The sequence below is a fragment of the Pedobacter frigoris genome (assembly GCF_032678645.1).
Taxonomy (GTDB): domain Bacteria; phylum Bacteroidota; class Bacteroidia; order Sphingobacteriales; family Sphingobacteriaceae; genus Pedobacter; species Pedobacter frigoris_A.
The window spans coordinates 423,718-439,005 of the sequence record NZ_JAVTSP010000003.1; the positions used below are offsets into that span (position 1 = coordinate 423,718).

Below are 15,288 nucleotides of genomic sequence, written 5' to 3' on the forward strand. Positions count from 1 at the left end.
AAGATGAGACCAACTAAAATAATTATTTCTGGAGGAGGTACTGGCGGACATATATTTCCAGCCATATCTATCGCTAATGCGCTAAAGCGTATTGAGCCAGGCTGCGAAATATTATTTGTTGGTGCAGTTGGCAGAATGGAAATGGAAAAAGTTCCTGCTGCCGGATACAATATTGTAGGATTAAACATTAGCGGACTTCAAAGAGGTTCGATTGCGAAAAACCTTAGCCTTCCTTTCAAGCTGTTTGGAAGTATGAGGAAGGCTATGCAGTTGATTGACGAATTTAAACCGGATGTAGTGGTAGGGGTTGGAGGGTATGCTTCAGGACCGATTTTATTTGCTGCTTCTCTGAAAAAGATTCCTTACCTGATTCAGGAACAAAATTCATATGCCGGAATCACTAATAAATGGCTGGGAAAAAAGGCAGCTAAAGTATGTGTTGCTTTTGATAACATGGGGCAGTTTTTTCCCGAAGAAAATGTATTGAAAACCGGCAATCCTGTTAGGAAAGATGTAGTGGATATCATTGATAAACACCACGCAGGCGCCGAGTTACTGAGGCTTGATCCCTTGAAAAAAACAATTCTGGTTACCGGAGGTAGTTTGGGAGCGGGAACATTAAATAAAAGCATAGAGAAACATTTGCCGGAGTTGATAAAGGCAGATGTGCAGGTAATCTGGCAAACTGGTAAGTTTTATTATAAAGGTATAATGGAACGTCTGGGTCTGGATTTCCATCCCAATGTCAGGATACTGGAGTTTCTGAATAAAATGGATATGGCTTATGCTGCGGCTGATCTGATCATCTCAAGGGCAGGTGCAGGTACAATAGCTGAGCTTTGCCTGATTAAAAAACCGGTAATACTGGTGCCTTCGCCGAATGTTGCAGAAGATCATCAAACAAAAAATGCACTGGCTTTAGTTAAAAATAATGCTGCACTGCTGATCGCAGATTCTTCTGCGGAGGATACACTTGTCCTGGAAGCATTGAGCCTTCTTGGTAATAAAGAAAAAAGTAAACAGTTGGCCGAAAATATAGGTAAAATGGCATTGCCGGATGCGGATAATGTGATTGCCCGCCAGGTCTTGATTTTAGCGGAAAGGAGGAAACAAGGTCATGGAGCTTGAAACGATTAAGAATGTTTATTTTGTTGGCGTCGGCGGGATTGGTATGAGTGCGCTTGCCCGTTACTTTGTTAAGCGGGGCTGTGTGGTTTGTGGTTATGATAAAACAAGGACAAACCTAACCATAACATTGGAGGCGGAAGGCGTGGCAGTTTCTTATATTGATGAAATATCTACAATTCCTCAGGAGTTTTTAAGCAATGATGAAGAAACACTGGTTGTTTATACCCCTGCAATACCAAAAAATTCATTGATACTTAATTATTTTAATGACAATGGTTATGTGCTGAAAAAACGTTCCCAGGTTTTAGGGATCATCAGTAAAGGACAATTTTGCATTGCAGTTGCCGGAACTCATGGTAAGACTACAACTTCTTCGATTATAGCCCATATCCTGACTGATACAGGTTTTGGTTGTACGGCCTTTTTGGGTGGGATCACTGCAAATTATAACAGTAATTTTTTAATTGGAGATAATAACGTCGTTGTTGTAGAGGCCGATGAATATGACAGATCATTTTTGACCCTGCACCCGGATATTTCTGTTATTACTTCAATGGATGCTGACCATTTGGATATTTACGGAGATGCTTCGCAATTGGAAGAATCATTTCGTCTTTTTGCTGGCCAGTTGAAGCCTGAAGGTACCTTGTTTGTAAAAGAAGGTTTGCCTTTAGCAAACGGGATAACCTATGGTGCCGGAGATGCAGCGATGGTAAATGCAAAAAACATCAGGGTAGAGGATTCAAGTTTTGTATTTGACTATGTTGATGAGAATTTAGCTATTGAGGATATAAAACTACTGCTGCCGGGAAAACACAACGTTGAAAACACTACTGTAGCAATAGCTGTTGCGCTGAAGCTTGGAATTCCAGCAGATAAGATAAAGGCTGCTGTGGGTAATTTCAGAGGTGTTAAAAGAAGGTTTGAGTATATCGTAAATTCAACAGAACACATATATATAGACGATTATGCGCACCATCCTGAAGAACTGAAGGCTTGTTTTGGCGCTGTGAGACAGTTGTATCCTAATAAGAAACTTACGGTGATTTTCCAGCCGCACTTGTTTACCCGTACCCGTGATTTCGCGGAAGATTTTGCAAAAGTTTTGAGCACTGCAGATGATTTGATATTGCTGGAGATCTATCCGGCCAGAGAATTGCCACTGGAAGGGATAGATTCGAATTATTTGCTGAATAAGATCACCTTGAAAGACAAGGAAGTATGTGGAAAAGATTTGGTGCTTGAGCAGGTGAAGATTAAAAACCCGGAGTTACTTTTAACAGTTGGCGCCGGGGATATAGATACATTAATACAACCACTTAAAAATTTATTGACAAATGCTTAAGAGGATAAACTGGAAACTGATATTTAAGTGCTTTGCCTGGATCATATGTCTGAGCGGATTGGTTGTCCTTATGAGTTTTGTTGGCGTAAAGAAACACACGCTTACCTGTACAAATGTTAAGATTTTAATACCTGGAGCAGATAACTTTATAGAAAGAGAAGAAATTGATGCCATCTTAAAACAAAGTCAAGGTAAGCTGATTGGGCGTAAGCTTGAAGATATCAATCTTGAAGATATTGAGAAAAACATTAAGGCCAATCCCTATATCGCATTTTCAACTGTCTATGCGGATATGGATGGGGTGATTCATGTTGAAATTCAACAGCGTCAGCCTATATTAAGGGTGATTAACTTTAATAGCCAGGATTTCTACATAGATAGAAATGGATTGAAAATGCCTGTTTCTCCAAATTTTACAGCCAATGTATTGGTGGCGAATGGAAAGATAATGGAACATTTCAGCGGCAGGGTAGATACTTTGATTACTGATCTGGCAAGGGATCTTTACAAAACAGCTTTATACATCAAACAGGACACTTTGTGGGATGCGCAAATAGAGCAGCTTTTTGTAGATGAAAAGGGAGATATGGAGTTGGTTCCAAGGGTGGGAAATCAGCGTATAATTTTAGGTAGTGCAGATTCTCTGGAGGTTAAAATGAGAAATTTGCTGGCCTTTTACAAACAGGCTATGCCTAAGGTTGGATGGGATACCTATAAAACAATTAATATAAAATATACCAATCAGGTAGTTTGTGAGAAGAATAAGATTGATTCTTCAGCAACTAAGCTGAAAACCACGGTGATATTAGATACGGCTTCTAATAACAACCAGGAGATTATACAAGAAAACCCTGATGCTGATTCAGCCCCTGGAGAAAAACCTTCAGTAAGCAGTACCGAACAGGAAAAGAAAAAAGATAAAACAGATACCAGGAAAAACAAAATATAATAAACTCAACAAAATCAATATCGTTATGGGCAAAGAAAAATTAACCACTCAATCTCCAATAGTTGTAGGCTTGGATATTGGTACTACTAAGATCTGTGTGATCGTTGGTCGGAGAACACAGCATGGAAAAATAGAAGTATTAGGTATAGGGAAGGCGGAATCAGCAGGTGTGACACGCGGTGTAGTATCTAATATTCAAAAAACAGTTCAGGGCATATCACAAGCAGTAGAGCTTGCCAGTGGACAATCTAATGTGGAGATCCGCGTTGTAAATGTTGGTATTGCAGGTCAGCATATCAAGAGTTTACAGCACAGAGGCATCCTGACGCGCAGGGAGCTTAACAATGAAATTGGCAAAAAAGATATTGATAAGCTGATAGACGATATGTTTAAGCTGGTAATGGCACCTGGAGAAGAGATTATTCATGTTTTACCTCAAGAATTTACCATTGATAATGAGCCCGGGATAAAAGATCCGATTGGTATGGCAGGAGTTCGCCTGGAGGCAAACTTTCATATCATTTCAGGTCAGGTTACGGCCGTAAAAAATATCATGAGATGTGTTACTAATGCAGGGCTGCAAACTCAGGAATTAATTCTTGAGCCATTGGCCTCTTCTGAGTCGGTGTTGAGCGATGAAGAAAAGGAAGCTGGAGTAGTTTTAGTGGACATAGGTGGTGGTACAACAGATATTGCGATATTCCACGAAGGTATCATTCGTCATACCGCTGTTATTCCTTTTGGAGGAAATAGTGTAACAGAGGATATCAGAGAAGGGTGTTCAGTGATGAGAAATCAAGCCGAATTGTTGAAAACCCGTTTTGGGTCGGCACTGGCTGAAGAAAATAAGGAAAATGAAATCATTTGCGTACCAGGTTTAAGAGGAAGAGAACCTAAGGAAATTTCAGTAAAGAACCTTGCTTATGTCATCCAGGCCCGTATGGAAGAAATCATAGAGCATGTTTATTACGAAATCAAATCTTCAGGATATGAGAAAAAGTTGATTGGCGGGGTTGTTATCACAGGCGGTGGTGCCTTATTGAAACACCTATCACAATTGGTAGAGTATGTAACCGGTTTAGATTGCAGGGTTGGTTATCCTAACGAGCATTTGTCGAAATACGAGGATATGCCTAAAACAATCTATGATGATTTGAAGAGCCCCATGTATGCTACAAGTGTTGGTTTATTAATAAAAGGTATACAGAAAGCAGAAGAATTGCTGGAGGAAATGAAGCAGCCAGGAGTATTTGTGGAGCGTCCGAAAGACAAAGAAAAAGTAAAAAGATCGGGAGGCGGATTGTTTGATAAATTGCTGGCAAAGACTAAAGATTTTATCAAAGACGACATGAACGTAAGTGACGAGGATTATATAAAACCGTAATATTTTTCCACAAAAGACGATTTTTCCACATTCTTAACAGTTGTGGAAAACGCCTGTTAAAAAAGTGTTAATATTACATAGAGAGATGAACAGGAAAAACGAATTTTTAAATAACTGATTCATAAAGATATGCAGTTCGAAATGTTAAAAGATAAGTCATCAATCATCAAGGTAATTGGTGTTGGTGGCGGTGGTGGTAATGCGGTAAACCATATGTACCGTCAAGGAATTACTGGTGTAGACTTTATTATATGTAATACTGATGCCCAGGCTTTGGAGTTTAGTCCTATCCCTAATAAGGTACAACTTGGTGCAAGTTTAACCGAAGGAATGGGTGCCGGGTCAATTCCTGAAGTTGGTAAAAATTCAGCTATAGAGAATATAGATGACATTAAGCAGATGCTGGGAAGCACTACTAAGATGTTATTTATTACTGCAGGTATGGGTGGTGGTACCGGAACGGGTGCCAGTCCTATTATCGCTAAAGCAGCTAAGGAATTAGATATTCTGACTGTTGCTATCATTACTACTCCTTTCGCTTTTGAAGGCAAGAGACGTAAAATGCAGGCAAATGACGGGTTGGATGAGCTTAAAAAATATGTTGATTCTTACCTGGTGATCTCTAATGACAGGTTGCGTGAAATATTCGGTAACCTTACTTTAGGGTCAGCTTTCGCACAAGCGGATGATATTTTGACGACGGCTGCGAAAGGTATTGCTGAGATCATTACAGTACCTGGATACATCAACGTGGATTTTAAAGATGTTCGCACTGTTATGAAAGACAGTGGGGTATCTATCATGGGTAGTTTCGCATGCGAAGGTGAAAATAGAGCATTGAACGCAGTTGAAGGAGCTTTGGCTTCGCCATTATTAAAAGATAATGAAATAGAAGGCGCAAGATATATCTTGCTAAATATTAGTTCCGGAGTCCGTGAAGTAACCATGGATGAGGTAACTATTATCACTGATTACATTCAGGATAAAGCAGGTCTTTCTGCAGATTTAATATGGGGTAACTGTATTGATGAGAATCTGGGAGATATGTTGTCTGTTACTATTATCGCTACAGGATTTCAGACTAAAGAACAAAGAGAAGAAGACAGAAAGAATGTTAAAAAGATCTCTTTACTGACACCTGAAGAGGCGCCGTTAGTGAAGCCAGTGGAACCTGTTAATTCTTTTATTGAGCCGAAAGTAGAAGTACAGCCTCAGGAGCCGGTGTTAAAAGCAAAAGAAGAAATTAAACAATCGGATCTTTTTGGTGATCTTTTTAATATTAATAAGTCAAGAAAAACTGAAGAACCTGAAAATACAATTGTAAAGCATACTTTGATAGAGGAGGAAGCTCCCGCTCAGGAAAGTAAGCAAGAGTCAGGTTTTGAGTTTGAGATCAAGCTTGCAGAAACTGATTTTGTGTTCGAAACACCAGCTGCTGTATTCAACAATGACGTTGAGCCGCATAAAGATGAAGTTATCGAGGCGGGTGCAGATGATGATAAAAATGACGAATCGATAGAAGATCAGTTAAGAAAGTCAAAAGAAAGGATTTTGAGGTTAAAAGACCTGAGCATGAAGTTGCGTACAAGCAATGGACTACAGGAACTGGAAAATGAACCAGCGTACAAACGTAAACAAATGCAATTGCAGCAGGTTCAGCATTCCTCAGAATCACAAGTTTCAAGATTTACTTTGAGTAATGATGAAGATGGTTCAACAGAGATCAGACCAAATAACTCATTTTTACATGATAATGTTGATTAATCAATAAATCGTAAAAGTATAAAAGCCTTAACAAAAGTTTGTTAAGGCTTTTTTGGCATAATAATGGCGTCTATCGAAACGTCGTCAATCCATTGCTTCATATTGCATATGAGGCATATTAAACTTAAATTTGCAAAAAAATAAAAAACCTAAATACATATAACATTGGACATTTTTGAAAAGATAGCGAAACATATGGGGCCAATTGGCCAACATCACAAATGGTCTCACGGATATTTCTCATTTCCTAAATTAGAGGGGGATATTGCTCCTCATATGAATTTTAGAGGTAAGGAACACTTAGTTTGGAGTTTAAATAACTATTTAGGTTTAGCTAATCATCCTGAAGTTAGAGAAGCAGATGAAAAAGGTGCAGCTGAATTTGGTATGGCATACCCAATGGGTGCACGCATGATGTCTGGAAACTCTAAATATCATGAGCAATTGGAACAGGAACTTGCTGCCTTTGTGGGAAAACCAGATGCATTTTTATTGAACTATGGTTACCAGGGAATGGTTTCTATTATCGATAGTCTCGTAGACCGTAATGATGTTATTGTTTACGATGCTGAATCGCATGCCTGTATTATCGATGGTTTGCGCCTTCACATGGGTAAACGTTTTGTATATAAGCATAATGATATCGAGAGTGCACGTAAGCAGTTGGAGAGAGCTACTAAACTGGTAGAACAAAGTGGTGGTGGAATATTGGTCATTACTGAAGGTGTTTTCGGTATGTCTGGTGCGCAGGGTAAGCTTAAAGAACTTATAGACCTTAAAAAAGAGTTTAATTTCCGCTTATTGATCGATGATGCTCATGGTTTTGGTACTATGGGACCAACAGGAGCAGGAACGCATGAAGCACAGAACTGCATTGATGGTGTGGACGTTTACTTTGGCACATTTGCTAAATCTATGGCGGGTATAGGCGCATTTGTGGCTTCTACGGAAGAGATGACGAACTTCTTCAGGTATAACATGAGGTCTCAGACTTTTGCAAAAGCATTGCCAATGCCAATGGTTATTGGCTTATTGAAGAGGCTTGAGCTATTAAAAAATAACCCGGAACTTAGAGAGAAGCTTTGGACGATTGCGACAACCCTTCAGCAGGGCTTAAGAGAACGAGGATTTGATCTGGGTGTTACCAATACTATGGTGACTCCTGTGTTTTTAAAAGGAGAGTTACTTGAAGCCACGGCTCTAACAATGGATCTTCGTGAGAACTATGGTATCTTCTGTTCAATCGTTGTTTATCCGGTTATTCCCAAAGGACTGATAGAACTTAGATTAATACCTACAGCGGTTCATACGCTGGAAGATGTTCAGCGTACACTTGATGCATTTAGTGAAGTTTCGGATAAACTTAAGAATGGTTATTATAAAGAAAATCAATTTTCGATTTCCTAAAAGCAAAAGTTTTAGAAAAGCCCCTCTAATTGAGTTTAAAGGGGCTTTTTTGTGAATTATTATTTGTAAGTTGCTGGTATTTAGTGTGTTGGTCTTGTTTTTAGTGCGGTTAATTGTTTATAATCCCCTTGAATGTGGAAAAAAACAAGGTTTAGCATATTTTTTTATTATTCTAAAAGTTTTTTTATTAAAATAAACACCTTACTTTAGTAATAGAGTATTAATCAAAACCTTAAAAACCTAAAAGGAGTAAATTAACGATGAAAAAATTCAATCAAGTAAAGGAGCTTGTAGCATCTTTAGAAGCTGATGCAGACAAATTCTACAACAAAGCAAACAGTGCTGCTGGAACACGTGTACGTAAAGGTATGCAGGATCTTAAAAACTTAGCTCAAGAGATTCGCTTAGAGATTCAGGAAACAAAAAATAAAGGTTAATACTTTATTTTTGTTTTGATGAAAAAAGCGTCCCGATATTCGGGACGCTTTTTTTATTGTAGTTAACTTAAACTGGGTTTCCAATAATAGGGTGTTATGAAATCTTCTGCGATTCCGCGATAATTGCCTCACGCAAAGCAGGAGATACCTTTACTAATGGTAATCTCAGGTGATCATCGCAAACACCAAAATGTTTTAATGCAGCTTTAACACCTGCAGGATTCCCCTCCGCAAACATCAACTTGGTAAACTCTAGCAGGCTTAAGTGTAAAGGTAGAGCTTTTGCAAACTCTCCGCTTAAACACAATCTGATCATATCCGATAATTGCTTTGGCAGTGCATTACCCACAACAGAGATTACGCCAACAGCTCCTAATGAGATCATCGGCATAGCAACCGGATCATCACCAGATATCAATAGAAAATCTTCAGGTTTATCCCTCATGATCTGGTTAAACTGATCAAAGTTGCCTGAAGCTTCTTTTGTAGCAACGATATTCTTAAAATCATGTGCAAGTCGGCAAGTAGTTTCCGGACTTACATTACTTCCTGTACGACCTGGTACATTATAAAGGAATATAGGTAGAGAACTAGCCTCACTGATTGCTTTATAGTGCTGGTATATTCCTTCCTGTGTAGGTTTAACGTAATAAGGACTTGCCGATAATATCGCACTGTATCCATTCACTTCAAAGTCTTTAACGCTTTGGCTTATTGAAGCTGTGTCATTGCCACCAATACCGGCGATTAAAGGTAAACGGCCATTATTTATTTCTGCTGTAAATTCCCAGATCTTCTTCTTTTCATCTTTATTGAGTGTTGATGCTTCACCTGTAGTGCCCAATGACACCAGGTATTCTACCTTTCCGTCGATCAAATAGTTGATCAAGTTTTTTAACCCGTCAAAATCTACCGATCCATCTGCTTTAAATGGCGTAACCAATGCTACACCGGTTCCATGAAATTTGTTCATCTTTAAATTATTATTTCAACATCTCTAATAAATCATCCTCTGAAATCAGGGGTACATTTAGTTTTTTCGCTTTATCAAGTTTGGAAGGTCCCATATTATCTCCAGCAAGCAGGTAGTTTAGTTTGGCAGATATGCCACTTAATATTTTACCGCCATTGCTTTCAATGAGGTCCTTTAGTTCCTCTCTGCTATAATTCTCAAAAACGCCCGAAATTACAAATGTTTTTCCAGTTAATTTGTCACTTTGTAAAGCAATTTCGTTTTCTACCGCTGTAAACTGAAGTCCATATGACTTTAGCAGCGCGATTTGTCTCAGATGTTCCTCATTTCCAAAGTACTCAATAATGCTTTCAGCTATGCGCTGACCGATTTCATCTATGGCTGTCAGCTCTTCAAGACTAGCTGAAGACAGTGTATCAACATTCTTTGTCCCAAACGCTAATTTTTTAGCTACAGTTTCCCCAACATACCTGATTCCAAGTCCAAATAAGACTTTTTCAAAAGGCATTTGCTTGGAAAGTTCAATTCCATTGAGCATATTTTCAATCGAACGCTCCCCAAACCGCTCCAGCGTTTTTAATTCTTCAGCTTTTTTATGAAGTGTGTATAAATCACTGATGTGCTTTACCAGTCCTTTTTGATAGAATGTTTCAATAGTTTCATCGCCAAGTCCATCAATATTCATCGCTTTTCTGCCAATAAAATGCTGGATCTTACCTACGATTTGTGGTGGACAAGCTTCATCATTCGGACAGTAGTGATTGGCTTCCCCTTCTTTTCTGATCAATGGAGTGCCACATTCCGGACAATTTTTAATGTATTTGACAGGGACATCAGAGACGCGTTTCTCTAAAACAACACTAATGATTTTCGGAATAATTTCTCCGCCTTTCTCTACGATCACAGTATCGTTTTCATGCAATTTCAAACGCAGCTCGATTTCGTCTGCGTTGTGCAGTGTAGCGCGTTTTACTGTTGTGCCAGCCAATAAAACAGGCTTTAAGTTGGCTACAGGTGTTATCGCGCCAGTTCTGCCAACCTGGTAGGTCACTTTTTCTAAGACAGTTTGTACCTCTTCTGCTTTATATTTAAACGAAATTGCCCATCTGGGCGATTTAGCTGTGAAACCAAGCTCCTGCTGCTGTGCATAGCTATTTACTTTGATTACGATTCCATCGATGTCATAGGACAACTTAAATCTTTCGTTTTCCCAGTGCTTAATAAACTCAAGTACTTCGTCGATGCTACTGACCAGTTTAGTATCGTTGCTGACATGGAATCCCCAGCTTTTTAGGGTTTGCAGACTTTCCCAATGGGTTTTGAAATAATTCTTATCTGTATTCAGCGAATAGAGGAAGCAGTCGAGCGGACGTTTCGCTACTTCTTTAGAGTCTTGCATTTTTACTGTACCAGCCGCGAAATTCCTTGGATTGGCGTATTGTACTTCCCCAAGGTCTTCACGTTCTTTATTTAGCCTGTCAAAGGCGGCGCGGTGCATAAATATCTCGCCCCTGATCTCAAAAAGAGGAGGCACTTCAGCATGCTTCAATTTATGCGGGATATTGTTTATTGTCTTCACATTAGTTGTCACATCATCTCCCTTTGTTCCATCGCCACGTGTAACAGCTCTCACCAGTCTATCGTCCTCATAAGTGAGGCTAATGGACAGACCATCAAACTTTAGTTCGCATACATACTCAAAGCTATCGCCAATTGTTTTTCTTACCCGGTCATCAAAATCCCTTAGATCCTGCTCGTTGTACGTGTTTCCTAAAGAAAGCATTGGCCACCTATGGTTTACAGTGGTAAATGTTTTTGTAATATCACCTCCAACCTTGAGCGTCGGTGAATCCGGGTCTGCGTAATCAGGATATTCTTTTTCAAGTTTGGCAAGTTCCTCCAACTTCTTGTCGAATTCATAATCCGCAATGGTTGGCATCGCCAAAACATAATAATTGTAAGTATGTTGGTTAAGCTCCTTAACCAAAGCATCCATCCTGTCTTTAATATCGAATAGTGACATAAGAGCGAAGATACAAAATCCCTTTAAATTTGCTCCTGATTCAGGTGCTGAGTGATTTCATCGAAAATGGAGAGGTATTGGTCATTTATTAGATTTTTAAAAATAAACAACTTATCTGTCAAGATTGCCAACTGAGCATCCGTAAACGGATTGTCCCAAATGCGCATGCAAATCCTGTTTAGCGCATAGGATATATTTTCTATTTTTTGATAGCTCAATAAATACCGGCTTGAAATAAAGCCGTCAAGGAACTTAAAAAAGATCGTAGTGTCTGTTAGTCCGGCTTTCTGTAGAAAATCATTCAACGCAACTTTATCAGCTTTAAGGAGCTGATCATAAAAGGTATTGATGTCGATGATTCCTTCAGTAACGAGTAAATGATCCAAAACCAGCTCCAGACCAATATGCGCCATGAAAAAAGGCTTTACCGGACTGTTTTCAAAAACTGGAAGGATGATTTGTTTTAATACGTTGGTCTGCGATTTGAAAAAATCAGAAGAATGAAAAATATTATCCACCTGTATGTGTCTTTCCCAGCCCTTAAGGATCGATTGCTGATGTTTGACCTCCTGAAACAAATGTTTTTCTTTTAAGGGATACAGGTTGATGTCCTTCTGTGCATTTTTAATAAAATCTGGCAAAACGACTCCCAGTACCCTATTTTCGTCAGGGTTGTGTTTGTCGAAGTAAAAATGCGATAGAAAGTTCATCGCTTTAAAAGTAGCGATTTTTAAATGTTTTAACTGCTTCGGGTCAATATGAATTTAAGGATAACTTAGCTTTTTATATATTTGCCCCAAAAGCATAAAAGAATGACCAATTTTGTTGAAGAGTTACGTTGGAGAGGCATGTTGCAGGACATGATGCCTGGTACTGAGGAGAAATTGAATGAAGGAATGACTTCCGGATACATAGGTTTTGACCCGACCGCAGATTCACTGCATATTGGTCACCTGACCCAAATCATGACCTTGATCCATTTCCAGCGTGCAGGTCATAAGCCTTATGCGCTTGTGGGTGGTGCGACAGGAATGGTAGGAGATCCCTCCGGCAAGTCTGACGAGCGTAACCTGCAAACAGAAGAGATCATCGAGCTTTACCTTGCCGGAATGAAACGCCAGCTTTCCAAATTCCTCAATTTTGAAGAAGGGGGCAATGGTGCCGTGATGGTCAACAATGCAGATTGGTTTAGAGATATGAATCTTTTTACCTTTATCAGGGATGTTGGTAAGCACATCACCGTCAATTATATGATGGCAAAAGACAGTGTGAAAAGACGTCTGGAAGGTGATTCAGGGCTTTCTTTTACTGAGTTTTGCTACCAGCTGATCCAGGGATATGATTTTTATTACTTATGGAAAAATAAAAACTGCCTGATACAAATGGGCGGTTCAGATCAATGGGGCAATATCGTTACCGGGACTGAACTGATCAGACGTAAAGATGCAGGTACTGCCTTTGCAATAACGACACAACTGATCAAGAAAGCCGATGGGACTAAGTTCGGTAAAACCGAAAGCGGTGCAGTTTGGCTGGATCCGGAAAAAACTTCTCCGTATAAATACTACCAGTTCTGGTTAAACGCTTCTGACGAGGATACCAAGAAATGGATCAGGATATTTACACTGAAAACAAAAGAAGAAATAGAAGCGTTGGAGGTTGAACACGATGCTGCTCCTCACATGCGTATTTTGCAGAAGGCCCTTGCTGAAGACATCACCATCAGAACGCACTCTGAAGAAGCTTTAGAAACAGCCATTAAAACCTCTGATTTCCTATTTGGAAATGGTTCCCTGGAGTTTTTCGCTACGTTGAGCGATGTGCAGGTTAAGGAAATCTTTGAAGGCGTGCCTCAGTTTCCGGTTTCCAGGAATGAGTTGGAGCAAGGCATAGATGCTGCGACGCTACTTGCCGAGAAAACAAGCGTATTCCCTTCAAAAGGTGAAGTGAAAAAGACCATACAAGGTGGGGGAGTTTCCGTGAATAAGGAAAAAATCAAAGAGATGACAGCTGTTTTCAATACAGATCATCTGCTGAACAATAAGTATATCATTGTACAAAAAGGAAAGAAGAATTATTTCCTGTTGATTGTGGAATAGACAAGAAAAAAAGAGCGGCTAATTTAGCCGCTCTTTTTTATGAGTTAATTGGTCGGGTTTTGTGTTAATTTTCCCGGGTATGAATTAATAGCAGTTTGAGGGATATAGTAAGTAACCCTGAAATCTGTAGCAGTTATTTCTCCCGTTTGATTTTGAGGACCTGGATATGGACGTGAGAGTGACTTCCCGTTACGGAATACGTCAAAACTACGTTCCGCCTGATAAGCCAGTTCCAATTGCCTTTCTTGATCAATTAAATCTCCCGCATTTGCAGCAGTTAAAGAACCATATCCACCATTTACAATGGCACGGCGTCTAACTTCATTTAAATCGCTAAGCGCACTTGTGTAATTTTGCAATTTGGCATAAGCTTCTGCTCTGTTCAGATATACTTCAGCCAGTCTGCTAATTACCGGAGAATGCAATTGAGAATTTTCTCCTTCACGTGAGGCTTTAACAATGTAAAACTGAGGGTAAGCGCGATTTAAGGTGATAAAATAATCAATTACGCCTGTGTAGGTTTTGCCGTCTTTGTAACTGATAGAATAAATATCCTGTGCCGCATCAACAGGAGTAAGGGTATAAACTACCTGATTTGGACTCACACCCTCTACGCAGGTAATTGTATTCCCGTTACGGGTGGTGGTTAATTGTGCATAGTTCAATGTATTCCCGGCATCATCCTTAATAAATCTGAAAACCTCTGTGTAAGCACCGGCAGCATTTTTAGAATAAGTAGGCTCAATGAAAGCAGCTCTGGCATCTACAATTTTGTATTTATCAGGTCTCCAGTCATTTCTCCCGGTTTCATTCAATAAACCAATGTATTTTGCGCTGGCATACATTTCTCCCCAGCCCATCCCGCCAATATTTGAATACATCCCGCCGATACCATAGTAATGATCGTCACCGGAAAACTCGGATGCTACACGTTTAATTGCAAAAATGGTTTCCCTGTTGCTTTCGGGTGTAAAGGTGCTGTACTTCATGAAATCAGCTCTCGACAGTAAGCCATATCTTGTAGATCCGCTAATTACTTTCGTCGCATAATCTACGGCCAGTTGGGCATAAGTTGGGTTAGGAGTGGTATAAGTCCCGCTCATGTACAGATAGACCCTCGAAAGTAGCGCCTGCGCAGCTTCTTTAGATGCAAAAATAGGGCCTTTGTTCACTGAAATTAACTGTTCAGCCTTTTTCAGGTCGGAGATCGCCTGTTCGTAAGTAGCCTTAACAGTAGCCCGGTCCGGGAAAGCTGCATTGATTACATCATCCGGAGTACCATTCACAATAGGCACACCGAGGTTGGTTTCCGGGTTTTGATAATATGGGCGTCCAAACGCACGCACCAAATAAAAATACATCATCCCACGGACAAAAAAGCATTCTCCAAGCTTGCTGTCCAGTTCAGGGCTTTTGCCTAGTGGAATCTTATTGATGATATTTGACGCCTGTGCAATTGCTTTATATCCACTATCCCAAAAAGTCGCCAATCTCCCATTATTCGGAGTTCTGGCAAAGGAAATGAACTCATAGAATGCATCCGTAGAAGAACCTCTGATCATTATATTGTCCCCTGCATATTCACCCAGGCGGTGCATTGGGTCTGACCAGGCCTTCAACTGGCCATACATTCCGTTCAACAGACCATCTATAGACCCTTCAGGGTTCTCGTTTATCTTATCAGATTTCATTGATCCAAATGGATCTCTATCAATCTCGCAGGATGATAGGGTTATGGTAACAAAAAGTATTGCTAATATTTTTTTCATTTTTTATGCA

12 protein-coding genes are annotated in these 15,288 nt (G+C 39.7%); 8 read left to right on the forward strand and 4 right to left on the reverse strand.

Translation table 11 applies throughout. From position 1 onward, the window contains the following. The first annotated feature begins 3 nt into the window (after nucleotides 1-3). From murG to R2Q78_RS12320, 7 genes are all read left to right on the forward strand, one after another. Nucleotides 4-1,128, forward strand: coding sequence for an undecaprenyldiphospho-muramoylpentapeptide beta-N-acetylglucosaminyltransferase (murG, locus tag R2Q78_RS12290; protein WP_316792273.1), 1,125 nt, complete (start codon nucleotides 4-6; stop codon nucleotides 1,126-1,128). Beyond that, on the forward strand, nucleotides 1,118-2,473 hold the full coding sequence (gene murC, locus R2Q78_RS12295) for a UDP-N-acetylmuramate--L-alanine ligase (protein ID WP_316792275.1): 1,356 nt from the start codon (nucleotides 1,118-1,120) through the stop codon (nucleotides 2,471-2,473). Before murG ends, murC begins: the two co-directional genes overlap by 11 nt. Continuing rightward, the gene (locus tag R2Q78_RS12300; protein WP_316792277.1) at nucleotides 2,466-3,422 is read left to right on the forward strand and encodes a cell division protein FtsQ; all 957 of its coding nucleotides are present in this window, start codon (nucleotides 2,466-2,468) and stop codon (nucleotides 3,420-3,422) included. Before murC ends, R2Q78_RS12300 begins: the two co-directional genes overlap by 8 nt. 25 nt (nucleotides 3,423-3,447) lie before the next feature. Next, entirely contained in the window at nucleotides 3,448-4,806 is a 1,359-nt protein-coding gene (gene ftsA / locus R2Q78_RS12305) for a cell division protein FtsA (RefSeq protein ID WP_316792279.1), read from the forward strand. 129 nt (nucleotides 4,807-4,935) lie between these two features. Continuing rightward, entirely contained in the window at nucleotides 4,936-6,570 is a 1,635-nt protein-coding gene (gene ftsZ / locus R2Q78_RS12310; protein WP_316792281.1) for a cell division protein FtsZ, read from the forward strand. Between the two features lie 165 nt (nucleotides 6,571-6,735). Further along, nucleotides 6,736-7,977: an aminotransferase class I/II-fold pyridoxal phosphate-dependent enzyme gene (locus R2Q78_RS12315; protein ID WP_316792283.1), complete on the forward strand. Its 1,242-nt coding sequence runs from the start codon at nucleotides 6,736-6,738 to the stop codon at nucleotides 7,975-7,977. Between the two features lie 260 nt (nucleotides 7,978-8,237). Continuing rightward, complete coding sequence (locus R2Q78_RS12320) at nucleotides 8,238-8,414, forward strand: histone H1 (RefSeq protein ID WP_316792285.1); 177 nt, start codon at nucleotides 8,238-8,240, stop codon at nucleotides 8,412-8,414. A 94-nt stretch (nucleotides 8,415-8,508) separates the two neighbouring features. Here the strand turns inward: R2Q78_RS12320 and dapA are convergent, their stop codons facing one another. From dapA to R2Q78_RS12335, 3 genes are read right to left on the reverse strand one after another with little or no spacing between them, the layout of a single operon-like run. Further along, on the reverse strand, nucleotides 8,509-9,387 hold the full coding sequence (gene dapA / locus R2Q78_RS12325) for a 4-hydroxy-tetrahydrodipicolinate synthase (protein ID WP_316792290.1): 879 nt from the start codon (nucleotides 9,385-9,387) through the stop codon (nucleotides 8,509-8,511). A gap of 10 nt (nucleotides 9,388-9,397) precedes the next feature. Beyond that, the gene (gene ligA, locus R2Q78_RS12330) at nucleotides 9,398-11,410 is read right to left on the reverse strand and encodes an NAD-dependent DNA ligase LigA (RefSeq protein ID WP_316792292.1); all 2,013 of its coding nucleotides are present in this window, start codon (nucleotides 11,408-11,410) and stop codon (nucleotides 9,398-9,400) included. Nucleotides 11,411-11,433: 23 nt separating this feature from the next. Further along, the gene (locus R2Q78_RS12335; protein WP_316792294.1) at nucleotides 11,434-12,120 is read right to left on the reverse strand and encodes a hypothetical protein; all 687 of its coding nucleotides are present in this window, start codon (nucleotides 12,118-12,120) and stop codon (nucleotides 11,434-11,436) included. 102 nt (nucleotides 12,121-12,222) lie between these two features. On the opposite strand from R2Q78_RS12335, the gene tyrS reads away from it, so the two are divergent. Continuing rightward, nucleotides 12,223-13,509 carry a tyrosine--tRNA ligase gene (gene tyrS / locus R2Q78_RS12340; protein WP_316792296.1) on the forward strand — a complete coding sequence of 429 codons (1,287 nt, stop codon included), beginning with the start codon at nucleotides 12,223-12,225 and terminating at the stop codon, nucleotides 13,507-13,509. A gap of 44 nt (nucleotides 13,510-13,553) precedes the next feature. Here the strand turns inward: tyrS and R2Q78_RS12345 are convergent, their stop codons facing one another. Beyond that, nucleotides 13,554-15,278 (reverse strand): RagB/SusD family nutrient uptake outer membrane protein, encoded by a 1,725-nt coding sequence (locus tag R2Q78_RS12345; protein WP_316792299.1) that lies wholly within the window; start codon nucleotides 15,276-15,278, stop codon nucleotides 13,554-13,556. Nucleotides 15,279-15,288 lie beyond the last annotated feature (10 nt).